Origin of the sequence: Aquimarina macrocephali JAMB N27, from assembly GCF_000520995.1 — a bacterium.
Taxonomy (GTDB): domain Bacteria; phylum Bacteroidota; class Bacteroidia; order Flavobacteriales; family Flavobacteriaceae; genus Aquimarina; species Aquimarina macrocephali.
Map to the genome: position 1 here is coordinate 21,336 of NZ_JACA01000014.1, position 24,825 is coordinate 46,160.

22 protein-coding genes are annotated in these 24,825 nt (G+C 33.0%); 13 read left to right on the plus strand and 9 right to left on the minus strand.

Annotation, left to right across the window (positions count from 1 at the left end; genetic code table 11):
* Positions 1 to 82 precede the first annotated feature (82 nt).
* Positions 83 to 940, minus strand: coding sequence for a UDP-2,3-diacylglucosamine diphosphatase (locus Z054_RS0110620; protein WP_024770045.1), 858 nt, complete (start codon positions 938 to 940; stop codon positions 83 to 85).
* Positions 941 to 1,223: 283 nt separating this feature from the next.
* Here Z054_RS0110620 and aroC point away from each other — a divergent pair, with 283 nt between their 5' ends.
* Complete coding sequence (aroC, locus tag Z054_RS0110625; protein WP_024770046.1) at positions 1,224 to 2,288, plus strand: chorismate synthase; 1,065 nt, start codon at positions 1,224 to 1,226, stop codon at positions 2,286 to 2,288.
* A gap of 179 nt (positions 2,289 to 2,467) precedes the next feature.
* Positions 2,468 to 3,790, plus strand: coding sequence for a dicarboxylate/amino acid:cation symporter (locus Z054_RS0110630; protein ID WP_024770047.1), 1,323 nt, complete (start codon positions 2,468 to 2,470; stop codon positions 3,788 to 3,790).
* A 25-nt stretch (positions 3,791 to 3,815) separates the two neighbouring features.
* On the opposite strand, the gene Z054_RS0110635 is transcribed toward Z054_RS0110630, so the two are convergent.
* The gene (locus Z054_RS0110635) at positions 3,816 to 4,697 is read right to left on the minus strand and encodes a LysR family transcriptional regulator (protein ID WP_024770048.1); all 882 of its coding nucleotides are present in this window, start codon (positions 4,695 to 4,697) and stop codon (positions 3,816 to 3,818) included.
* Between the two features lie 259 nt (positions 4,698 to 4,956).
* Between Z054_RS0110635 and Z054_RS0110640 the strand changes: the two genes are divergently transcribed.
* Both Z054_RS0110640 and Z054_RS0110645 read left to right on the plus strand, forming a co-directional pair.
* Positions 4,957 to 6,399, plus strand: a complete 1,443-nt coding sequence (locus Z054_RS0110640; RefSeq protein WP_024770049.1) for a pyridoxal phosphate-dependent decarboxylase family protein — start codon at positions 4,957 to 4,959, stop codon at positions 6,397 to 6,399.
* A gap of 116 nt (positions 6,400 to 6,515) precedes the next feature.
* Positions 6,516 to 6,929, plus strand: a complete 414-nt coding sequence (locus Z054_RS0110645; RefSeq protein ID WP_152538524.1) for a hypothetical protein — start codon at positions 6,516 to 6,518, stop codon at positions 6,927 to 6,929.
* Here Z054_RS0110645 and Z054_RS0110650 read toward each other — a convergent pair.
* Positions 6,926 to 8,791 (minus strand): DUF4139 domain-containing protein, encoded by a 1,866-nt coding sequence (locus Z054_RS0110650; protein WP_024770051.1) that lies wholly within the window; start codon positions 8,789 to 8,791, stop codon positions 6,926 to 6,928. The two genes, Z054_RS0110645 and Z054_RS0110650, sit on opposite strands and share 4 nt — an antisense overlap.
* A gap of 222 nt (positions 8,792 to 9,013) precedes the next feature.
* Here Z054_RS0110650 and Z054_RS0110655 point away from each other — a divergent pair, with 222 nt between their 5' ends.
* A complete protein-coding gene (locus tag Z054_RS0110655; RefSeq protein ID WP_024770052.1) occupies positions 9,014 to 9,199 on the plus strand; it encodes a hypothetical protein in 186 nt (61 codons plus the stop codon).
* 25 nt (positions 9,200 to 9,224) lie between these two features.
* On the opposite strand, the gene Z054_RS0110660 is transcribed toward Z054_RS0110655, so the two are convergent.
* The 3 genes from Z054_RS0110660 to gcvT form a co-directional block, all read right to left on the minus strand.
* Entirely contained in the window at positions 9,225 to 9,638 is a 414-nt protein-coding gene (locus tag Z054_RS0110660; RefSeq protein ID WP_035091447.1) for a thiol-disulfide oxidoreductase DCC family protein, read from the minus strand.
* 57 nt (positions 9,639 to 9,695) lie between these two features.
* Positions 9,696 to 10,511 (minus strand): sugar nucleotide-binding protein, encoded by an 816-nt coding sequence (locus tag Z054_RS0110665; RefSeq protein WP_024770054.1) that lies wholly within the window; start codon positions 10,509 to 10,511, stop codon positions 9,696 to 9,698.
* A gap of 80 nt (positions 10,512 to 10,591) precedes the next feature.
* Positions 10,592 to 11,674, minus strand: coding sequence for a glycine cleavage system aminomethyltransferase GcvT (gene gcvT / locus Z054_RS0110670; protein ID WP_024770055.1), 1,083 nt, complete (start codon positions 11,672 to 11,674; stop codon positions 10,592 to 10,594).
* Between the two features lie 226 nt (positions 11,675 to 11,900).
* Here gcvT and Z054_RS0110675 point away from each other — a divergent pair, with 226 nt between their 5' ends.
* The 7 genes from Z054_RS0110675 (at position 11,901) to Z054_RS0110705 (ending at position 20,877) form a co-directional block, all read left to right on the plus strand.
* Positions 11,901 to 12,314: a hypothetical protein gene (locus Z054_RS0110675; protein WP_024770056.1), complete on the plus strand. Its 414-nt coding sequence runs from the start codon at positions 11,901 to 11,903 to the stop codon at positions 12,312 to 12,314.
* Between the two features lie 195 nt (positions 12,315 to 12,509).
* Entirely contained in the window at positions 12,510 to 13,082 is a 573-nt protein-coding gene (locus Z054_RS0110680) for an RNA polymerase sigma-70 factor (RefSeq protein ID WP_024770057.1), read from the plus strand.
* 68 nt (positions 13,083 to 13,150) lie between these two features.
* Complete coding sequence (locus Z054_RS0110685; RefSeq protein WP_024770058.1) at positions 13,151 to 14,125, plus strand: FecR family protein; 975 nt, start codon at positions 13,151 to 13,153, stop codon at positions 14,123 to 14,125.
* A gap of 87 nt (positions 14,126 to 14,212) precedes the next feature.
* Positions 14,213 to 17,584 (plus strand): TonB-dependent receptor, encoded by a 3,372-nt coding sequence (locus Z054_RS0110690; protein ID WP_024770059.1) that lies wholly within the window; start codon positions 14,213 to 14,215, stop codon positions 17,582 to 17,584.
* A 10-nt stretch (positions 17,585 to 17,594) separates the two neighbouring features.
* Positions 17,595 to 19,010, plus strand: a complete 1,416-nt coding sequence (locus tag Z054_RS0110695; protein ID WP_024770060.1) for a RagB/SusD family nutrient uptake outer membrane protein — start codon at positions 17,595 to 17,597, stop codon at positions 19,008 to 19,010.
* Between the two features lie 13 nt (positions 19,011 to 19,023).
* A complete protein-coding gene (locus Z054_RS0110700) occupies positions 19,024 to 20,133 on the plus strand; it encodes a hypothetical protein (RefSeq protein ID WP_024770061.1) in 1,110 nt (369 codons plus the stop codon).
* Between the two features lie 174 nt (positions 20,134 to 20,307).
* Positions 20,308 to 20,877 carry an NUDIX domain-containing protein gene (locus Z054_RS0110705; RefSeq protein WP_024770062.1) on the plus strand — a complete coding sequence of 190 codons (570 nt, stop codon included), beginning with the start codon at positions 20,308 to 20,310 and terminating at the stop codon, positions 20,875 to 20,877.
* A 92-nt stretch (positions 20,878 to 20,969) separates the two neighbouring features.
* Here Z054_RS0110705 and Z054_RS0110710 read toward each other — a convergent pair whose 3' ends face one another.
* Positions 20,970 to 21,557 (minus strand): hypothetical protein, encoded by a 588-nt coding sequence (locus Z054_RS0110710; protein ID WP_024770063.1) that lies wholly within the window; start codon positions 21,555 to 21,557, stop codon positions 20,970 to 20,972.
* A 98-nt stretch (positions 21,558 to 21,655) separates the two neighbouring features.
* Here Z054_RS0110710 and Z054_RS0110715 point away from each other — a divergent pair, with 98 nt between their 5' ends.
* On the plus strand, positions 21,656 to 22,540 hold the full coding sequence (locus tag Z054_RS0110715; RefSeq protein WP_024770064.1) for a M28 family metallopeptidase: 885 nt from the start codon (positions 21,656 to 21,658) through the stop codon (positions 22,538 to 22,540).
* A 31-nt stretch (positions 22,541 to 22,571) separates the two neighbouring features.
* On the opposite strand, the gene thrC is transcribed toward Z054_RS0110715, so the two are convergent.
* Entirely contained in the window at positions 22,572 to 23,861 is a 1,290-nt protein-coding gene (thrC, locus tag Z054_RS0110720) for a threonine synthase (RefSeq protein ID WP_024770065.1), read from the minus strand.
* A 6-nt stretch (positions 23,862 to 23,867) separates the two neighbouring features.
* Positions 23,868 to 24,809, minus strand: coding sequence for a homoserine kinase (locus Z054_RS0110725; protein ID WP_024770066.1), 942 nt, complete (start codon positions 24,807 to 24,809; stop codon positions 23,868 to 23,870).
* Between the last annotated feature and the right edge of the window lie 16 nt (positions 24,810 to 24,825).

The window sequence follows — 24,825 nt, forward strand, 5'->3', positions numbered from 1 at the left end:
CATACACCCATTAGTATTCTAAAAAAATACATCAAAGTGAATAATAATTATCTCTGGTCGAATCCAATAGTAAAATTGCAAATTATGATTTCTCGAGAGATGTAATTACCTCATTTACCATAAAAGAAGCTTGCAGGGTCTCGGGATCAATTTCTAAGCTTTCTGCCTCTTCATTTGATTCTTCATAAGCTTTCATCGATTCATTTTCATAGTGAACTAATTTCCATGCTGCATCATGATATTCTAATGAGGTTAGATTTTCTATCCAGTCTCCAGAATTTAAATAAAGACAGGAGCCGTTTTTATCTTTATATTCCCGCATTTGAGGTTGATGAATATGGCCACATACCACATAGCTATATTTGTTTTTAACCGCTAATTCTGCAGCAACATCTTCAAAATCATTAATATATTTCACTGCTTTTTTTACGCTATTTTTAATTTTCTTAGAAAGCGAAAACTTTTCTTTCCCTATACGTAGCAAAAACCAATTAATAGCTTGATTAAAAAGAATTAACATATCATACCCCCAACTGCCTAATTTAGCTAACCATTTTGCGTTTTGAATTGAGGCATCAAAAACATCTCCATGAAAGAACCATGCTTTTTTGCCATCTAATTCCAAAACGAGTTTATCAACTAATTTAAAATTTCCCATTTGGGCATCGCTAAATTTGCGAAGCATCTCGTCGTGATTACCTGTGATATAGATAACCTCTGTTCCTTTTGATGCAAACGAAATGATCTTTTTGATAACCTTAAGGTGAGATTTTGGAAAGTATCGTTTTCTAAATTGCCAGATATCTATAATATCACCGTTAAGAATAAGAGTTTTTGGTTTGATACTATTTAGATAGTTGAGAAGCTCTTTTGCTTGACATCCATAAGTACCAAGATGGATATCCGAAATTACAACAAGCTCTACAATACGTTTTTTCATATAAAACATAATAGGTACACAAAGAAAAGGACGGATTATAGACTGTGGATTAAGTAAGTATAAGCATATTGTTATGTGGTCTTTAAGAATTAAGTCATAATATTAATTAGAGATTAAGAAGCCTTTAGCTTGATACTGAGAATAAAGGAATATTAATTTTATTGATGATACAGTTTAGAATTAGCAAATACATTCAATTTTTGTAAATGAAACCCAATTTTTTATATCATAATACTACTGTATTTTTGAAGATTAAAAATTACATTTGCTAAAAATTGTATGCATGGCAGGAAATACATTTGGTAACCTATTTAAGGTAACTACTTTTGGAGAATCACACGGAGTAGCAATTGGCGGAGTCATTGATGGTTGCCCCGCTGGTGTAACACTTGACTTAGAAGCTATCCAACAAGAACTTGATCGTCGTAAACCTGGCCAGTCGGCTATTGTTACACAACGTAAAGAACCCGATAGTGTGGAGTTTTATTCTGGTATTTTTGAAGGCGTTACGACAGGAACTCCAATTGGTTTTGCGATTAAAAATGCAAATCAAAAATCTAAAGATTATTCTCATATTAAAGATTCTTACCGCCCGTCTCATGCAGATTATACCTATGATCAGAAATATGGTATTAGAGATTATAGAGGAGGAGGACGTTCTTCAGCTCGTGAAACAGCAAGTAGAGTAGTAGCAGGAGCAATCGCTAAACAAGTATTGTCTGATATAAAATTTAATGCTTATGTAAGTGGTGTTGGTGCTATTAAATTAGAGAAAAGCCATACCGAACTTGATTTGTCATTAACAGAAAGTAATATTGTAAGATGCCCGGATCCTAAGTTAGCTGCGGAAATGGAACACTACATCAAACAAATTAGAAAAGAAGGAGATACCGTTGGCGGAATTGTAAGCTGCGTTATTTCTGGTGCACCTGTGGGATTAGGAGAACCTGCTTTTGATAAACTACATGCCGAATTAGGGAAAGCTATGTTATCAATTAATGCAGTTAAAGGGTTTGAGTATGGAAGTGGTTTTGCTGGATCAGAACTAAAAGGAAGTCAGCATAATGATCTTTTTAATACCGATGGAACTACAAAAACTAATCTATCTGGTGGTATACAAGGAGGGATTTCTAATGGGATGGATATCTATTTTAATGTGGCCTTTAAACCAGTAGCTACAATTATGCAGGATCAGGAGACTATTGATAAAGATGGTAATATCGTTACTATGCAGGGAAAAGGACGACATGACCCTTGTGTCGTACCCAGAGCTGTGCCTATCGTTGAAGCCATGGCTGCTTTGGTACTTGTTGATTATTGGTTAATGAATAGAACAATTAAAAAATAAATTAATACCAGGTAATCTGGTTTTAATACAAGATGATAAATTTAAGTTACGGGTCTGTAAAACACTGATATACTAAAAAAACAGACCTTTTATTTCGTATTTCGCAATTTCTGTCCCTTTTTATTATTTTAAATTTATATCTTGGACGCTGTTTTGGCTTAAAAAAATAAATTCTTCACATGAAAAAAATCGCACTGCATTGGAAAATTATGATCGGAATGATACTTGGTATCTTATTCGGGTTTTTGATGACAACACTTTCATGGGGAAAGGGATTTACAGGAGATTGGATTGCACCTTTAGGGACCATATTTGTAAATCTATTAAAACTAATTGCGGTTCCGTTAATTTTGGCTTCTTTAATCAAAGGAATCTCTGATCTAAAGGATATTTCAAAATTTAAACTGATAGGAGGAAGAACTATCGTTATTTATATCTTAACTACAGTAATTGCAATTACCATTGGTTTATTATTGGTAAATACTTTTAAACCTGGAAATGGGATTACTCCCGAAACTATAGAAAAACTAACTACAGAATATGCTGGTAACGCTAAAATATCAGAGCGTATAGCTGAAGCAAGTAGGCAAAAAGAAAGTGGACCTTTGCAATTTATTGTTGATATGGTTCCTCAAAATGCTTTTAAAGCTATGAGTGATAACAAGATGATGTTGCAGGTGATATTCTTTGCAATTTTTCTTGGTATCAGTATGTTATTGATAAAACCTTCGCAATCAGAACCTCTCAAAAAATTCTTTGATAGTTTAAATGATGTAGTATTAAAGATGGTTGATTTAATTATGCTTACAGCACCATATGCTGTTTTTGCATTATTGGCCAATGTAGTAGTTACTTCTGATGATCCTGATATACTGTTGGCACTATTAAAATATGCTGGTGTTGTCGTATTTGGATTAGCTTTAATGATTGTATTCTATTGCATATTGGTTGCTGTTATTACTAAGAAATCTCCATTATGGTTCTTAAAAGAGATCAGTCCGGCACAATTATTAGCGTTTTCAACTAGTTCTAGCGCAGCTACACTTCCTGTAACTATGGAAAGAGTAGAAGAGCATATTGGTGTGGATAAAGAAGTATCTAGTTTTGTGTTACCCGTTGGTGCAACTATCAATATGGATGGAACCAGTTTGTATCAGGCAGTAGCTTCTGTATTTATTATGCAAGTGCTTTGGCCAGAAGGATTAACCTTTAGCAATCAAATTACTATTGTATTAACTGCTTTATTGGCTTCAATAGGATCAGCAGCTGTTCCTGGAGCAGGGATGGTGATGCTGGTTATTGTATTGGAAGCAATTGGTTTCCCATCGGATAAATTACCGATTGGTTTGGCATTAATCTTTGCAGTAGACAGACCACTAGATATGTTAAGAACGACGGTTAATGTTACTGGGGATGCTACTGTATCTATGATCGTAGCAAAATCAGTTGGGAAATTGGGTGAACCCCATGTAAAAGAATGGGATGATGATTATCAGGGATAGGTTTGAATTAAGAAATTATTTCTATTTAGCTAACGGCCCAGTTTTTAAGTAATTCAAATAATAATGGATATTCCGTTTCTCTTTCGGGATTCCACATCATAGTTAGTTGTGCCTTTTGTTTTATATTTTTTAATTCAATTATTTTTATTGGAAACTCATGCCCCTGTAATGAAGATACCGGTTCGAAAGAGATTCCTAATCCAGCTTCAACAAGCCTGAAACTAGTGCTTGCAGAATCAGTTTCGTGAACAATTTTTGGTGCAAAACCAGCATCAATACAGATAGACTCCAGGATATGAACATAATTAGGACCATCTGCTACCGATGGAAATATGAATTCCTCATTAGAAAAGACAGAAAAATCTGTATAATTATGTTTATCAATAGGATGGTTTTCTGGTAGTAATATTAAAAAATTATCAATACGAAGTACTTTACTTTTTAAGTTAAAAGGAACCATCGGGTTTGTAGCAAAGCCAATATCTAATTCGTTTTGTTGTAATGCCAGGTATTGATCACGGTTATTCATTTCTTTTAAAACCGCTTTTATACCCGGTATTTGATAATTAATTGTTTTTAAAATTTCGGGTAAGATCGTTTGCATTATAGAATGAGTAAAACCTATGTTAATCTCTCCAGCATGCCCATTGTGAATATTTATAGTTTGTTTTTTTAACCTTTCTAATTGAGCAAGTTGTTTTTTTGCTTCCTTTACAAAATGTTGTCCGGCAGGAGTAAGTTTTACGTTACGTTTATCTCTTATAAATAAAATAGCACCAATCTGGTCTTCTAGCTGCTTAATTTGCCTACTTAAGGCCGGTTGAACAATGTTTAGTTCTTCTGCTGCTCTTGTGAAATTTAACTTCTCTGATAATACGACTACACTTTTTATTTGCTGAAGAGTCATTTATAACTTTTTGTTATTAATCTATCAAAATTAAGTATTTTTTATTATAAATGTAGATAACTAATTTTGAAATGTTTAAATGTTTGTTTAATCCATTACGCATATTGGAGAGTTCTCGATCAGAATTCGTCAGCCTGGCATTCTGGTTGATTATTTTGATGTAGTTGATACTTTAATAGCTTGTTTAGCAGGCTGACTTTTTTTCGATTAATGCTTTTTTATATGTGCAATACTAAAAGATATAATTCTAATACACGATATGCAGAATACAATACCAAAAACAGATATATTAGAGAAAGCTTATGATCCTTCCGATTTTAGAAAAATGGGGCATCAAGTTATTGATTTATTAGCGGATCACTTAGAGAAAGTTCAAACTGATAGAGAACATCCTGTACTGCCTTTTCGTAATCCAGATGAGGAATTAGCCTATTGGAAACAAGACTTTGCATCAGATTCGGGAACACTAGATGTATTTAAAAACATTTTAGATCACTCTATCCAGGTACATCATCCAAGATATATTGGTCATCAAGTTGCAGTCCCTGCATTGGTTTCAACTTTGGCTGGACTGATGTCTGATTTATTAAGTAATGGTACTGGTGTATATGAAATGGGAATGGCAGCTAATGCGATTGAAAAAATCGTTACTGATTTAGTAGCAAAAAAAATTGGATATACTGCAGAAACTTCTGGTTTCCTTACTTCGGGAGGTACTTTGGCAAATCTCACTGCATTATTGGCTGCGCGTAAAGCCAAGGCCCCATCTGCCGTTTGGGAACAAGGACATCAAGAAAAATTGGCAATTCTGGTTTCCGAAGAAGCGCATTATTGTATTGATAGAGCAGCTAGGATTCTTGGTTTTGGAAGTGATGGGATTATCAAAGTGCCTGTAGATAAAAATTTTAAAATAGATACAAGTGTATTAAATAAGTATCTGGATAAAGCTAAATGTGATGGATTTCATGTGATTGCACTAATTGGTTGTGCTTCTTCTACTGCTACCGGATCATATGATGATTTGGAAGCATTAGCTGATTTTGCCGAACTAAATAACTTGTGGTTTCATATAGATGGAGCACATGGAGGAGGAGTGGTATTCTCAAAAAAATATCAACATCTAACCAATGGAATATCTCGTGCCGATTCTGTAGTTATAGATTTTCATAAAATGTTAATGACTCCAGCTTTAAACACAGCGTTAATTTTTAAGAAAGGAGAAAATGCATATCAAACATTTGCTCAAAAAGCTCAATATCTTTGGGATTCTCAGCATACCAGAGAATGGTACAATTCGGGGAAACGAACTTTTGAATGTACAAAATTAATGATGTCTATTAAGGTGTATACAATCCTTAAAACTTATGGAGAAGAAATATTCGAGAAGAATATTAATAGGCTTTATGACCTGGGTTCGATCTTTGCAAAAATGGTAAATGAGCGACCTTCTTTCGAGTTAGCCCTAGAGCCAGAAGCTAATATTATTAATTTCAGATATATCAAAACCGATAATAAAGATCTTAATACTCTTAACAATGCTATTCGTCAATGGTTAGTGAAATCTGGTAAGTTTTATATTGTTCAAACAACAATAGGAGAACATCGTTATTTAAGAACTACAATTATGAATCCATTAACCCAGAAAGATGACCTGGTAGCTCTTTTGGACGAAATAGAACACATTGCAGAAACTTTGATTTAATTAGATTGTGATAAAATGATATGGTTTCATATTTTGATATTTAACATTTGTTAACGCAACGGATACTAAATGTAATTCATCTACTGTTATATAGATAGTAACCAAAAATAATTGAGATGAAACATTTTATTTATATAGTGTTCTTATTTGCAATGATAGGTTGTAGTGGAGATGATGATGGTAACCCGGTTGATCCGGCTCCTAATCCATCTGGATTGACAGGAATTTGGAACCTGGTAAACATTACAGGAGGATTTGCAGGTGTAAATGAGAATTTTGAAAAAGGAATTATTGTTTGGGATTTTGATGATACTAAAAAAAGAGTAGAAGTAACAAATAATAATGCTGCTAGTTCCTCTACCGAAGATTTATTTCCAACGGGAACCTATGCTTTTTCGATTGTTACTATAGATGGTAATAAGGAACTGATCGTCAATGACAGAAACTTAGGCAATTTTGAGATTACGACTGATGAGTTTATCATTGACGAGCAGTTTAAAGATGGTTTTCGTTATACATTTCAACGTTAAAGATTAATCTGCTTGCTTTTTGGGTATTTAACCTGGTAAGAAAATTGTTTTTCAACCTTCTGGTTAGAAGAAATATCTAGTTTCCACGTTATAATACCGGTTTTGATATCATACTTAGCATTACCAGAATTTATATTATCAAGTTTGATCTCTTTATTCTGTGAAATTGGCATGCGATCTTCTAGAGTAATAAAGATTTTACTTTGTTTATTATTCTTGATGCTTATTTTGTATCCACGATTTATGATTTTATTACTTCCTGTAAAGGATCTACTTTTAAAATTATCGAGCTGTTCTCTTTTTACGACAATATTTGGATCAACACCCAATGAAATAGTTAAACTATCTGTTGTGGCCAGGGGATCAATATTTGTTTTACCAGCAAAACTACCTTCAAAATAGATATTCGCTTCTCCTGCTAAGAGATTAAATTGTTCCCAGTTCCCTAATTTTGCAGTAAGAAATACGTTTTCATTAAGTTCTGGTGCGGTATAGTATTGATAATCAGCTTTCATGTCAAATTTGTCAATAGCAATTACGGTAATATCGGCATTAGAATTAATGGTGTATTTCTTTTTGATTTTAAATCGGGTACTGGTTATTCCCGACTCTTTGGTTTCGACGATTTGGTTGTACTCTTTTTTTTCTTCTTTTCTTTCGGTGGAAGAAAGACCACGGATTTTTCCTCGTAATTTAGAAGTAACAACTACTTCATCCAATGATTCTAAACTTTCATCTAATTTTACATCTATGAATGAAGAATGGATAGGAATCGTTTTATTATTAAACCCGAGATAAGAGAAAAAAAGTTCTCGGCCACCCTGTATATTAATGGAGTATCTACCATCAAAACCTGTTTGTATTCCATTAGTTGTTCCCTTTTCTACTACATTAGCTCCGGGAAGAGGCATCCCTTGTTCATCTGTAATGATCCCAGATACTCTTCTTATAGTTGGATTGTATTTATAAGAATATTTATTTATGGTGTATCCTTTTCTATATCCTCGATACGTAAAATTTAAATATTTTGGATTTAGATCTGGTTTTAGGTTGTTAGTATTAGGGTCTCCGGTAGATAGAATGATATTTGCATTTTTCCAATCTGTACCCGTTTGTTGATATACATTTGCTTTATAAGTTATGTTAAGTGGTGACTCTGTGCTGTTTGATTTAATGTCATATAGAGGGAACCATCCAGCATTAGTAACGTTATATCGTATTTCTAGGATTAAATTAGAGGCAATAGGGGAGTCTAGTTTCAATTTGATCTCACCTCGTTCTTCTTTGGTATGGTCTTCAAGTTTATTGATTTCATTTTTAAGATCTTGAATTTGATTATTTAGATCATTTACCTTTTGAGTGAGTGTGTATATTTCGTTTTCTATTGCTGTTGATCTTTCTCGATAATAAGCAGAAATTTCTTTTATTTTTTCTAAGGAAATAGGAGTAGCATCACTTCCAATACGTTGATTGTTATTTAAAAGTTTTTGTTCTTGTTGAAGACCCGATACATTATTATTAAAATTATTTTTTTGCTGTAATATTGACTTTAGTTGTTTTTTAAAAGATGCTAACTCTTCAGAATCTTTTTTCTTTTCCAGATAATTAATTGCGAAATTTATGGCAAGAATGGATGTATTCTTTAATCCAGATATTTGAATACTGTTTTCATCGATATTAGGAGATAAATCTGATAATGTGATCTCATTCGTACCCGAAGTTAGATTCACAGAGGCTGTTCGTTTTATTTGTGCTCCTTCAAGATACACGGTTACTTCTTCTATTGTAGTTTCGGTTTTTTTTTCAGCACCAAATGCTATTATAAATGAAAAAAACAAAAATAATAATGTATAGGTTTTCATAGTAGTATGGTTTTAATTACAAAGCGAATGTATAGTGTTGCTTTTCTTATAAAAACCAGAATTGAGTGAATTGCCCTTTTGATTTAGGTAACGCTTCTTTTTAAAGCTGTTCGGTTATATTTTTAGCAGGGGAAAACCCCCCTGAGCATTCTTAGTTAAAATCCCCTTACGCCGTATCGTTCTTATCTATACATTTGAAGTATCACATAAACACTCATAAAGATGAAACGGCTTTTACTACCCATAGTGCTTATTACTTTTGCTGTAATATGTCTTAGTATTGTACATATTGATAATATTAATAAGTTAGATGCTCAATCAAATGAACTAAGAAAAAAACATCAAACAAAGCATACGGTAAAACATAGAACAAATGATTCTTCGGTTAATATGCCGGAAACCAAATGAAGGAATGTAGATAATGATTCAATTACTATTGATCTATAAAAAGAGCATTGAGCTCTGGAGTTGGAATCATGCAAGTTTCTTTTTTGCCAAACCATTTGTATCTGTTTTTGGCAATAATATCATAAATCCAATCTCTAAGGAATCTAGGTAAAATAAGAAAAACCGAAAGTAAGGGATATATACCAGACAGCTGTTTTGCAATATGTAAAGCAGCTGTTGATTTATAATAGTAAGCAATATTTGGATCAATTAATAGTATAGAATCCAGTTTTGTAGGATCAATATTTCTCTCTGCAATTAATCTTTTTCCAATTTCACTTTGTAATGGAGCATAACGAAATACATCATTTTTATCCCGTTTTATAGTAAATAAGACAGCAGTGTTGCACAAGTTACAAACACCATCAAATAATATAATCTTTTTTCCATCTTCAATCATAATACAAAGATAATGAGAATATATATTATTAATAATCAATTATCAATATATTAAGAGTCATTTTGCAATTACAGAATTAATAACTTGTTGTGTAGTAATCTGAAGGTTTTTAGGAAGTTTATTATCTTTTGGTAAAACAGCAAGATAACGATCATTATTTGAGTCATAAACTTGCTTGAAAACAGGATCATCTAATTGTAAGGCATCACAAATTTCTTTAACTAGATCTAGATGATAAATAAGATCAGTACTTCCGAGGTGAAAGATTCCTTTCTTATTGCGATTAATGATATAATGTATTTGTAGTGTTAATTTTGATATAGAAGTTGCATTAATAATTACATTAGGAAAAACTTCTATTGGTGCTCTAAGGTCGTGAAGAGTTTTAAGCTCTTGTACTCTTGGAGTTGTAGAACCAAAAATCATAGGTACACGGGCTATTACGTATTTATGAGCAGGCAATCGTAATAGTGCATTTTCAATTTTAATTTTAAATCTCCCAAAAACGCTATCACTAAGCGTCTTGTCATATTCGTATGATGGATAGTTACTAAAAGAATCAAATACATTAGCACTGGAGATAAAAACAAGTCGACATTTATGTTTTTGAATCCATTGTATTATACGCTGGTGTGCATCCAATTGTGAATTAAAGTTACCTCTAAGGGCAGTAATAATAATGGTAGGTTTAAGATTATCCAGTAAAATAGAGATATCTTCCAATTCCATATCATACTGAAAGAACTTTTGATTTTTTTCAAAAAAGGTATTATCCGTATGATATGTACCATAGGTATCAAAATAAGAATTAAGCTCTTTATATAGCGCATTTCCTATAAAACCACTGGCTCCTATGATTAAAATTCTTTTCAATGTTAATTGTGTAAAAAAATTAAGTTCCAAATATTACTACTGTAACTTTGAAACTTAACTATACTATTTTTATTGTAAAACTATCCTTTATAGAAAGGCAATTTTACCACTGTTGCAGGAATTGCGTTTTTACGTACCTGAATATTTATTTTGCTTCCCGGTTTAGCAAAAACCGATGGAACGTACCCAAGACCGATTCCTTTTCCTAAAGAAGGTGACATAGTACCAGAAGTTACTATCCCGATAGTGTTTCCATTTCCGTCTACAATATCATAATCATGACGAGGAATACCACGTTCGTCTAACTCAAAACCAATTAATTTACGCTCTGCACCATGTTCTTTTTCTTTGGCTAAGGCTTCTGCATTAATAAAATCTTTTGAGAATTTAGTAACCCACCCTAATCCAGCTTCAATAGGAGAGGTAGTGTCATTAATATCATTGCCATAAAGGCAATATCCCATTTCTAATCTCAATGTATCTCTGGCAGCAAGACCAATAGGCTTAATATCATAATCCGCTCCAGCTTCTAATACCTTACTCCAGATTTGTTCTACTTCAGAATTTTTGCAATAGATTTCAAAACCACCACTACCAGTATATCCTGTAGCAGAGATAATAACATGTTCTATCCCCGCAAAATCAGATACTTCAAAAGTGTAAAACTTCATTGCTTCAAGATCAACAGAAGTTAATGATTGCATAGCAGCTGCAGCTTTTGGTCCTTGAATAGCTAATAAAGAGTATTCATCAGACAGATCACGCATATCAGCGTTCATTGTATTGTGGCTGCTTATCCAATCCCAATCTTTTTTGATATTAGATGCATTAACAACCATAAGATACTTTTGATCAGCAATTCTATATACAATTAAATCATCAACAACTCCTCCTTTATCATTTGGTAAATAACTGTACTGTGCTTTTCCGTCTACTAACTTAGAAGCATCATTAGAAGTTACTTTTTGGATAAGATCTAATGCATTAGGACCGGTAATAAGAAACTCTCCCATATGAGATACATCAAAAACCCCAACACTTTTACGTACTGTCTCGTGTTCTATATTTACACCTTCGTAAGATACGGGCATATTATAACCAGCAAAAGGAACCATTTTAGCTCCCAAAGCAGTATGAATTTCTGTCAAAGCAGTATTTTGCATAATAAGATGATTTAGTGTTATCAAATTGACGCCGAATGTAAAAAACTTTGTGTAGGTATCCAATGCTTTTTTGGTATAATCCTAATTAGTTATCGGTTTGACATCATATTGATGATTAAAAATTGAAATATATAAAAGGTACAAAATAATTCTAAGAGCTCTTCTAATTCATAGCATTTAGTAACTTTAAAGAGTGTTATTAATTTATTGTAAATGCATTTTAATTATGTCAACAGGATATTCGGGTACACCTCTAGCTAAAAAACTAGGTATTAAAGAGGATAATATATTAATGCTATATAAAAAACCAAATCATTATTACACTCTTTTTTCAGATTTACCAAAAGGAATCGAAGAGGTAAAGCAGCCTAAAAATAGAAGTGTAGATTTTATTCATATTTTTTGTACCACTTTTAAGGAATTACAGGAAGTAGCGGTTATTTATAAAACTGCTTTAAAAAAGAACGGAATGTTATGGGTTAGTTGGCCTAAAGGAAGTTCATCCATCCCTACAGATCTTAAAAGAGACCCTATAAGAAATTACCTAATTAGTATAGGATTAGTTGATATTAAAGTGGCAGCAATAGATGAAGATTGGAGCGGACTAAAATTTGTATATAGAATCAAGGATAGAAATTAATGGAGTAAAACTTTCTTGTTATACTTATTTTTTAATGCCTTTATGAAAAAACAAAAAACCAATAAAAACCCTGTATATATATGTATATGTCAGAGGAAAGATGCTGGTTTTGTGAAAATGAAATTTTTAATGTTAATTGTTTGTTGTAGTATCGTTAAAAAAAAATATTTACCTTTATCATGAATTATTGTACTAGTGAAAAAGGAATCGCAAATAACACAAAGCTTTTTCATTAAGAATATAAATGAAGGAAATGAAGAAGCCTTCAAAATTCTTTTTGAACTTTATTATAGTAAGTTATTATATGTAGCTCAAAGCTATGTTTCTAATAAAGAAGAAGCAGAAGAGATAGTACAGGACGTATTTGTGAAAATCTGGAAAAACAAAAAAAATATTACCACTAATATTAATGGGTACCTATTTAAGAGCACCAAAAATTCCTGCCTGGATTATTTGCGATCCAAAAAATATAAACTTAATAGCTCGAATAATATAGTACAACTTGAAGCATTTATAAACCATAGTGCACTTGCAGATAAAGATGCTTCTTCTATACTAGAGAAAGAATTAGAACAACGAATACAGACGGGTATTGAATTACTTCCTAAAAAATGCAAAAAAGTTTTTGTAAAAAGCCGGATTGAAGGTTTAAAGAATAGAGAAATATCTGATGAATTAGATATTTCAATTAAAACTGTAGAGAATCATATGTCTAAAGCTATAAAGCATATGAGGCTACATCTACGCGAATTTTTATCTTTTTTTTAAAAAAAACCAAAAATAATTGGGGGGGTAATACATATTTGTACGTCTGTATAAATATAAGACTGTAATTAATGCAAGAAAAAGACCTTATAAAGTATATAAAGGGAGATACCAGTCCTGATGAAAAGAAATCAGTAATTGAATGGATCAAGAAAGATAGCGAACATCAAAAACAATTCAATTTACTAAAAGCAGAATATGTTGCTTCTACCTTGGATTCGTTAAGTGATATGGACGTCAATGTTCAATACCAACGTTTTTCTTCAAGGAAATCTAAGAAAAGAAGATACTACTATGCAGCTATTGCAGCATCGATAATAGTCCCTTTTATATCGTGGTATATGTTCACATCTTTTCCTGATAACAATTTGATTGTTGATACTACAGAAATTTTTAGTACTACCACCAAGCATGTAACGACAAGCCATGGCGGGTACAAAACAGTAGTCTTACCTGATGGTTCTACTATTGTATTAAATGCAAATAGTAGTCTTACTTACCCTAATACATTTACAGATAGTATTAGGAAAGTTACTTTAATAGGAGAAGCATTTTTTGATATAAAGAGGGATGTTACCAAACCTTTTATAGTTACTACAGACCATATAAATATTAGAGTTTTGGGGACATCATTTAATGTAAAGTCCTATCCAAAAGACGAAAAAATTGAAACTACATTGGTGACAGGAAAAGTTGAAGTTTTTCAACAACAAATAGAAAAACCCATCGTTTTAGAACCGTCCCAGAGGGCAGTTTTTGATAAAGAAAAAAGTAATATCAAGGTGGATAGAGTAGATTCTAAAAATATAGTTGCCTGGCAAGAAGGCAAATTAATTTTTGATAAAACTCCATTAAAACAAGTTGTATTAGATCTAAACAGAAAATATAATGTAGAGTTTGTAATTAAATCTGATTCACTCCTACAGTATAAGTATACAGGAGAGTTTGATAACCTTACCCTAAAAGAGGTTTTAGAACTCCTCAAAATGTCTTCACCTATTAATTATAAAAATGTAAACAACAAAGTCATGCTAAATTCAGAATAATAAATAGAGAAGAGGATGCGGCAACATCCTCCTCTATTAATCATTTAATTAGACTCAGAATTAGAATAATTAAAATCACACAAAATTATGAAAAAAAAACTTTCCGGAGTTTTCTTATCCAGAAAACATCTTATAAGAATTATGAAAATTTATTCTTTACTTATTTGTATTACTATTTCAAAGCTATTTTCATTTAATACATATTCTCAAAATATATCGATCTCCCTGGAGGAAGTTACATTGCAGATGGCCATTGAAGAGATTGAACAAAAAAGCGAATTCCGCTTCTTTTATAATAACAATTTGGTTGACATTTCAAGAAAAGTATCTCTTACAGCCACTAATGAGCGGGTAAAAAAAGTACTGTACGGGCTATTTGATGATACTAATATAAATTTTAAAATTCATAAAAATCAAATAGTTTTATTTCCAAGAAATGTAAAAACATCAGATTTAGCGCTTAAGAATCTATTAGATTACATGGAAGAAAAATCAATAGAGCAAACCAGTAAAAATACCATTAGCGATAAAACAAAAACGCAGCAAAATTTTGTAAGCGGTAATGTGCTAAGCGAAGAAGGTTACCCTTTACCTGGAGTAAATGTGGTTATTAAAGGCACAAATAAAGGGACATTAACTGACTTTGACGGGAATTATAAATTGGAAGCAAATCAAGGTGATACCCTGGTGTTTTCTTATGTAGGTTTTGAAAATCAGGAGATTATAGTAAATAAAAACACTGTTAATATAACCCTAAAAGAAGATATCAGTAATCTAGAAGAAGTTATTGTAACCGGGTATGGTGTTCAACGAAAATCCAGACTTACAGGCTCGGCACTAAATGTAGATGTAAAATCAATTACTGCTACCCCAAGAGCAGCTTTGCAGGAGAGTATTCAAGGTAATATTGCAGGTGTACAAGTAACTGCAAGTAGTGGGCAACCAGGAGCGTCTCCCAATGTAAGAATACGAGGAGTTGGATCATTTGAATCTGCATTCCCGCTATATGTTATTGATGGTTTTCAAACTACAAATTCTTCAGTGGTAACATCACTTAACCCAAACGATATTGAAGCAATTTCTATCTTAAAAGATGCTGCTGCTACTTCTATTTATGGAGTAAGAGGAGCTAATGGGGTAATCGTTATAAAAACCAAATCTGGTGTATCAGGTAAAACTCAGGTTTCATATAGCGTTCAATCTGGTTTGTCATCAGCAACTGTGGCAGAACGGTTTAAACCATTAAACACTTCAGAATTGCAAGAATTATTGGTAGAAGGAGTTCAAAATGCAGGAATACGTGATAACGATGCCGATGCATTAACTTTTTTGACTGATAATGGATTTAATCCAGATGTAAATACAGATTGGTATGATGAACTTACTAGAGATGGATTATACCAACAGCATAACCTCTCTGTAAGAGGAGGAGCAGAAAACACAAAATTTTATCTTTCTGGAGGGTACTTTAATCAAGAAGGAATTATTCTAAATTCTCAATTAGAACGGATGAATACCAGATTAAAAGTCGATCATAAATTTACAGATCGTTTAAAACTAGATGTAAATATCTCTTATAATAAATCTATTTCTAAAGAAAGACCAAGAGGAGGACAGTTTGCCAATCCAGTTCGTTCGATATACAGAATTCGACCAGATATATCTCCTTATAATGAGGATGGTACATTTAATTTTGGGTTTAATAGTACTCATAATCCAATTGCCCAAGCGCAAGATGAAATACGAAAAGATATTGATCATAGAATATTAGCCGGAGCAGGATTATCATATGAAATCGTAAAAAATCTATCTTTTGAATCTTTGATTAATATGAATCAAACATTTCAAGATGAGTTTATAAGACTCCCTGCCGGTTATGGAGATGGAAGACCTTTAGGTAGAGGAGAACAGGATTCTAACTTCTTGTTTTCCTGGCTGTTTAGAAATTTACTACGTTATAACCTGGATTGGAATAACAATAGTTTAACTGCGTTTGGAGGGTATGAATTACAAAAAACCAGAAATAAATTCAGTGACCTTACTGTAGAAAATATTCCAGATGGGTTTGAAGATTTGAATAATGGTAGTACTCCAACCTTAGCTTCTACGAATAAAGCACAAAGTGGTTTAAACTCCGTATTTCTTAATGCAGAATATTCACAAAATGATAAATATCTGATAAGCGGTTCTGTACGACGTGATGGATCTTCAAGTTTTGGAGAAAATAATCAATTTGCAATATTTTGGTCAGTAGGTCTGGGATGGAATATTGCCAATGAGTCATTTATGGAATCTGTAGGTTTTATAAATGATTTAAAATTAAGATCGAGTTATGGTGTAAATGGTAATGATCCTGAGACAGGAATATACAACCTGTTTAGAGTTAATGATAGTGATGGTAATCCTGGTTTGATTTTTACATCGGTAGGAAACCCTGATATTAAGTGGGAGTTAAACAAAGCTTTTAATGTAGGATTAGACTATTCCTTTTTGAATAATAGAATACAAGGTAGTATTGATTGGTACACCAGAGAGACAACTGATTTACTAAGACAGAGACCTATTTCTGCAGCTAATGGAGATGGAGGAGAGGATGGTAGTGAAGGAAATAATATCGCAGAAAATATTGGATCGATGGAAAACACCGGGGTAGAATTCGATATTACTTCTCGTAATATTGTTTCGAATACCGAAGGATTTGCATGGACTACAAATTTCAATTTTACAGCAAATAAAAATGAAGTTACTAAACTAAGTAGGGGAGGCGACCCAATAATAGGCGGTACTAGTATTGTGGCAATTGGAGAAGATATAGAAACTTTTTATTTACCACGATATGCAGGAGTAGACCCCGCAAATGGTAATGCTCTTTGGTATGTTGATGATACCAGAACAGAAGTAACTTCAAATTATAATAATGCAGACCAGGTAATTATAGGAAATGCAACTCCCGATTTTTATGCAGGCCTTAGAAATTCTTTTTCATACAAAGGAATTACTCTGGATTTTCAAATATATACTGCCTGGGGAGGTTTGGTATATGATACATGGAACAGGTTTACTAATAGTGATGGTTCTCGACGTTTATCTTCTACAGGAAATGTGAGTCGTGGTACTTATGACAGAAGGTGGCAAAAGCCAGGAGATGTTACAGATATCCCAGCCTTTGTATATGGAAATGGGCAATCAGGTAGTTCTGCGCTACGGTCAAGTAGATTTGTGTATGATGGAAGCTATGTGAGATTAAGAGAAGTAACACTTTCTTATGATCTTCCATTAGTTTCAATAGAAAGAATAGGGCTTTCTAATGCCCGAGTGTATGTTAAAGGAACTAATCTATACACTTTTATAAAAGATGATCGATTAGAAAGAGATCCCGAAGCAGGGTCAGACGGTAGATTGAATCAGGAAATACCTATTTCAAGTACATTGTTTTTAGGTTTAGACATCACATTTTAAACGAATTATCATGAAAAAATACACTTATATATTTATTACCATACTACTCACATTATTATCATGTGAGGATACTTTAGAGCAACGTTTTTCTGATGCTGTAGAAGTAGAAGATGCTATTACAGATATCAATTCTTTGAAACTCGCTACTAGTGGAGCATATAGCTTCCTTGCAAATCCAGCGTTATACAACAGAACTTTTACGCTATTGCCCGAGATTATGTCGGATAATGCATTTATAGATGCTTTTGATAATACAGGAAGGTACTTAGAATTTGACGATTATATAGTTACATCAAATGATACTAGAACTAACGAGGCGTGGAATATTACATCTCGAATAATTGCTACTACTTCAATTGTAATACGTGAAGGCAAGAAATTATCTTTTCCTGAGACGGTACAAGAAGATGCAGATCAGTATATAGGAGAAATGTATGCGTTGAGAGCGTTGGCTTTTCATAATTTTCAGCTGTTATTTGCTCAACCTTATAACTTTACTACAGATGCTTCTCATTTAGGTGTTCCAATACCAGATTTTGAACTATTGGGTGATGGAGCAGATATTCAAGAACCTCCACGAAGTACAACAGCAGCTGTTTATCAACAAATAATTAGTGATCTGATGGAAGCTATTAATCTGATGCGTACAGAATCCAGACCTACAAGATTGGATATCAATGCTGCCAAAGGACTATTGGCAAGAGTGTACTTACATCAAGAGAATTGGACAGGAGCCAGAGATATGGCTACCGATGTTATTAATACCAGTGGTAAAAGTTTACTAACAAGAGATAATTATATTACAGGTTGGGCAGAGGACTTTAACTCAGAAAGTTTATTTGTTGTAGCTAATAATGAAACCGATAATTCGGGTTCAAATTCAATTAGTCATTTTTACCTTAATTATAAAGATGCGTTTGCTACTGATAATTTTAAGAGTAATTTATCTGATACAGATATTAGAAAAGAGTTGTACCCAGCAGATGGAGCAGTAAATCTAATACAAAAATTTCCTCGCAACGATACTCAGGATGATAATGTACATGTTTTACGACTTTCGGAGATGTATTTGATAAAAGCAGAAGCACATGCACAATTAAATGAAGATTCTGATGCTCAGCAAGCTTTGGATGTAATTATTCATCGCGCATTAGAAATACCTGTTCCTCCAGATACATTACCAGTATCAACAGAAACAGGGCAAGCACTACAGGATAAAATTTTACTGGAAAGAAGAAAAGAGTTAGCTTTTGAAGGATTTAGGCTCTTTGACCTTACCAGACATGGTATCACTTTTAATAAATACAGACAAGATGGGGATCCAATCGAGATTAATGCCCCAGCCAATAGAACGATCTTACCTGTACCTATCGATGAAATCAATGTAAACCCAAATATCGCTAATCAACAAAATCCAGGATATTAAAAACGAAACAAACATGAAAAGTATAAAATTTATATACCTCATAGGTTTAGTAAGTATCCTAGGTTGTGATACTGAAAACGACGTACTATTACCCTCTGAATTTAATTATATTTCTTTTAAAACTAATGAAATTAATGTTCTTGAATCTGATATGGGAGCAGTTACTACTACTTTTACATACTCGGGTGAGCTTCTTTCTGAAGATCTGACGGTGAACTATACCGTGGCATTTCCAGATCAAGATGCTGCTCAAGAAGGAATTGATTTTATGCTTCCTGCAAGTTCGGGAAGCTTTGTCTTACCTGCCGGGCAATCAACAGTGGATGTGATACTGCTTGAATCTTTGGTTGATGATGATCTTTCTAAAGGATCAAGAGCAGTGACATTTAGTCTTCAATCTATACAAGGTTATATCTTAGGGGAACCAGACAAAAGAGAAAATAAAAGTGTAACGATAAATATTGGAGAAGATGATCTTTTTGAATTTGGATATACCAGTTTTGAAGAAGTGCCAACTTTTGGGACCTTAACTAGGTATCCACGTCCAGCTGCAACACAGGAACCGTTACCAAATATTCAGGATACAGACCCAGGATCAGAAGTTCCTTATGTGAGTTATATAAGTACGGGTAGTGAATTAGGTTTTACAGCATCTTTTTTGGCAGCAAGTGTTAGTGCGATTGAACAAGAAATAATGGGAGTCTATAATACTACGGTTACTTCTGCAAACCCTGATAGTTTCGAAACTAATTTTATCGATGGAAACCAAGGGTATATCACATCCGATCTCGATGGCTTTGTAACACTAACTTTTGATGAAATTACTGGCTTAAATCCAGATGTGACTAATGCCGTGTTAGATATAAAATTGTTTTTTAGAACCACCTCGTGGGAAACAGAAGATGGGGTTGTAGTTTACTTTGAAACAGCAGATGGCTTAGGAGATCCCATTCTTTCTATTTTTGATGATGATGTTGAAGCTGTAGAAGGAACATGGCAAGAATTGAGAATACCAATACCAGATAACAAATTAGCTACAGGGAAATTAGTAGTAACATTTAGAAATGGTGCAGGTACAGAAATGATTATTTTAGATTCTATATCGATAAAAGGAATTTTATAGGAAAAAGTAAAGGGATTTGAGTTAGTTATTGATAATGGGTTCGATTGATATTAAAATTATTCGAGCCCATTTTTATTAATGAAACTCTGACCAGTGACTGATATTATATTTCCATTTAAATCCATATCTTGTTAGCAGCAAAACACAATATTTTGCTTGCCAAATTATAAATGGATGGATTATAAAATTCTTAATGAGAACCTGGTCTACGATGGTTTTTTGAAAGTAAAAAAAGCAGTAGTTACTCACGATCGTTTTCATAAGGATACTCCCATAACATATTCTCGAGAAATGGTAGATCGAGGAGATTCTGTCGCAATTTTATTGTATGAAAAAAATACAGATCACCTGATATTGATTAACCAATTTCGTTACCCTACTACAAAAAATGGTAATGGCTGGCTTTTAGAGATTCCTGCCGGAGGTTTAGAAGAAAATGAAGACCCTGTTGCATGTGCAATTCGTGAGGTTAAAGAAGAAACAGGATATCTAGTTAATAGTTTAGAGCATATAACTACATTTTATGCTACTCCAGGAGGCTCTTCTGAGCGTATGTATCTATATTATGCAGAAGTTTCTGATAAAGATAAAATATATGTTGGGGGAGGATTACAGGAAGAAGATGAAGATATTGAGCTATGTAAGCATCATATTTCAGAAATTGATGATCTACTAGAATCAGGAAGAATATGTGATGCAAAAACCATTATAGCATTCCAGTGGTTTAAAACAACCCGGCTTTAAACTATTTTAGGATACTTATATCGTATACGAAATGACTGCTCAATAATAAGCAGTAAAACAAAAAGAGTCTTTATGAATTGAAAAAGAACTTGTTATTTGCAATTCATAGTAACGGTCACTTTTTTTAATTTCTTCCAGATTTGATGTTCGAGAGGTTGAGGAGATAAATTAAACAATACAAGGTGCTTATTTTCTAATTTACACTTACTATACTTTACTGTAATATTTAGATTCACTTCTTTTTTTGTAGTAAAAGCATCATAAGCAATTATTTTTCCTACATATACAGAATCATTTACTTTTTCAAAAAAAGCTTTAGACTTAGGTATTTTATTCTTTTGTTCTGAATCCATTTTGGATACCAAACGCATTAAACCATCAAAATATGCTTCCATTTCGGATTCAAGTTTTTTAGCAGATAACTGAGGATTCTCATTTAAATCCCATAAAAAAGCATATGAAAAATAGTCAGAAGTGCCTTCTTTTCCCCATCCTGGGGCAAAACGTACATGTTCAATACCCGAATATTGTAAGGAAGTAGCAAATTCTAAAGGAAATTCAATAACTTCGCCCCTCCAATTTTCAGAAGCACTTAATAAATTTTTAGTATTGGAATCATTGCCACATTGAACAAATAATAACGTTAGTATAATAAAAGGTATGGTTTTTGCAAAAGACATATTAAAGTGTTATTTTATGCAATAAAAATACAAAATTGTTTAATTACAGATTTTTCATAAATTTGTGTTAAAGGGAAAAAGAATACAAAACCTACAAAATGAATTATTATAGAGAATTTTTACTATTATTTATTTTCGCAATTCAGATGGCCCCAGCTCAGACTGAACAAGATCGAAAAGAAGCAGAGATTATTAATGTCCAAAAAGGAATTGTCGCCAAGCTCACTGGCCATGAACCTATTAGAGGAAGAAAAAAATTAAAAAGCAGATCAAGTGCTTCCGAGAGGAAAACTACTGCCGATTTTTTATTTAGTTCTTTAAAAGATATAGGACTTAAACCTGAAAAACATACTTACAATGTAAAGGATAAGAAAGGAAATTTATTTAATGGCGCAAATATCTTTGCAGAGATTCCGGCTACCAATGGTAGTGATGTATATGTTGTGATAGCAGCCCATTATGATACTGTTAAGGACAGTCCTGGTGCGGTTCATAATGCTACAGGTGTTGCGATTGCATATTATGTCGCAATGAAATTAGCAAAATTAGAGGAACGTAAAATAAATTTCATGGTTGTATTTTTTGACCACTGGAAAAGTAATATGGTAGGTACAAGAATGTTTACCAAAAAATTAAAAGACGAAGAATATAAGATTCATTCCATGCATCGATCTGATTATATGGGGTGGGATAATGATGAAGATAGAGCTATAGAAATGCTAGCATCTAGCCTTAGCTTAGAGTCATTATATCGTCTTGAATCTCCCGTGCCTATATATAAGAGAGAAGTGGCTACACCAGAGAGTAGATTTTTTGCCAATTTTGGTTTTGAAACTGTGACGCTTACTGCAGAATTAAAAAATGCAGATAATTCACCTTTTGTACGTAAGAGTGAAGATAAGTATACAACAGTAAATTTTAAATACCTGGCATCTACTACTGATATTGTTCATGGAGTAATGAAATCTTTAGCTACAGATTAAAAAAATAAAAACTATATTTTTAAAAGAGTTCTTACCTAAGTAAGAACTCTTTTAGTTTTTCATAACTATTTACTGTTATACTATGTTTTTCCTTACCCATTACTTTTTGGATTTGATTCGGGATTTCTATAGTTGTGTCCAAAGTTTCCTCAACTATATTTAGGAATTTCACAGGGTGAGCAGTTTCTAGAAATATACCATATTCATTATTAGTAAGCTCCTGTTGCTTAAGACCTAAATAACCAACAGCACCATGGGGATCAGAAATATATCCTGCTTCGTTATATATCATCTTCATAGCCTCTCTGGTTTGATTATCATCAAAACTATAAGCAGAGAATTTATTCTTAAGCTCAGCAAAATTATGATTAAAAAGCTGTTGTATTCTGATGAAATTACTTGGATTACCTACATCCATTGCATTAGAAATAGTAGCTTTTGATGGTTTTGGTTGGTATTCTGAAGTTTCTAAATACCTAACAACAGTATCATTTATATTGGTCGAGGCTATAAATTGTTTAACAGGAAGCCCTAATTTATGAGCAACAATTCCTGCGCAAATATTACCAAAATTACCACTTGGAACAGAAAACACGATATCTTTTTTCTTATGTTTAACCTGTTTGTAAGCAAATAAGAAATAAAATAATTGTGGGAGCCACCGAGCCACATTGATAGAATTTGCAGAGGTTAATTGTTTATGATCAGTAATGCTTGCATCCAGAAATGCAGTTTTTACCATTTCCTGGCAATCATCAAAAACTCCGTTGATTTCTAGAGCTGTTATATTTTGCCCAAGTGTGGTTAGTTGTTTTTCTTGGATTTCGCTTACTTTTCCACTTGGGTAAAGAATAACCACATTTACACCTTTTACTCCTAAAAAACCATTTGCAACTGCACCACCAGTATCCCCAGAAGTAGCAACCAAAACAGTAACCTGGTTTTCGTTATTTCTATTGAAATACCCTAGGCATCGTGCCATAAAACGTGCTCCTACATCTTTAAAAGCCATCGTAGGACCATGAAACAGTTCTAATGTTCCTATATTGTTTTCAACTTCTATTACAGGAAAATCAAAACTTAAAACATCTGCCAGAATGTCTCGTAGCTCTGGCTCTGGTATTTCATCTCCAACAAATTGGTGTATAGCCTGATAGGCAATCTCAATGTTGTCCAGATGTTCGATGTTTTCAAAAAACGAACTAGGTAACGGTGTTATATTTTCTGGAAAGTATAATCCTCGATCTGGAGCTAAACCTTTTATGACAGCTTCAGAAAAAGATACTTTAGGAGCATTATTATTTAAACTATAGTATTTCATTGTTTTTTATTTTCTGTATTCAGTTTCTTCTATTATCTTAATTCCCTTGCTATTAATTTTTGAGATGTGTATATCAAAATCAATTCCTGTTTTATTATAAATATCTTTTATTACATCTGCTACGTCGTTTGCAACCTTCATACCTTTGCTTAATGCAAAAATAGAAGGCCCAGAACCAGATATTCCCGAACCCAAAGCACCTTTTTCAATAGCAGCACTTTTAACATTGTTAAATTCAGGAATTAAAATGGATCGCAATGGCTCGATAATCACATCGTCTAAACTTCTACCAATTAAATCATAGTCTTCTGTGAACAATCCGGCAACAAATCCACCAACATTTCCCCATTGATGAATTGCTTTTTTTAAGGTTACCTTATGTTTGATTACGGATCTGGAATCCGATGTTTTTACTTCAATCTGTGGATGAATAACTGTCATCACCAGATCTTTTGGAGAATGTAATTTTACGATATCCAATGGTGCATAGCTACGTACCAAAGTAAATCCACCAAGAAGGGCAGGAGCAACATTATCTGCATGTGCATTACCGCTGGCTAATTTTTCACCTTCCATTGCAAATTTTACCAATTCGTGCATGGTAAATGGGTTACCCAATAAGTAATTTACCGCCCAAACAGCACCAGAACTACTAGCGGCACTACTTCCAATTCCGCTACCTGCTTTTATCTTTTTATAAATTTCTATGGCTACCCCTATATTTTCCCCATATGCTTCAAGAAATGCTTCGACAGCAACACCAGCAACATTTTTGTGAGTTTCCATCGGAAGGTTAGCTCCTTCAATCTTTGTTATTTTTACGCCAGGATCTGCCGTGATTGAAATTATCATCTCATCGCCAACATTATCCAAGCAACATCCTAATACATCAAATCCACAAGAAAGATTAGCAACTGTTGCGGGAGCAAATATTTTAACACTTTTCATCTGTTCTTTTTTTAGT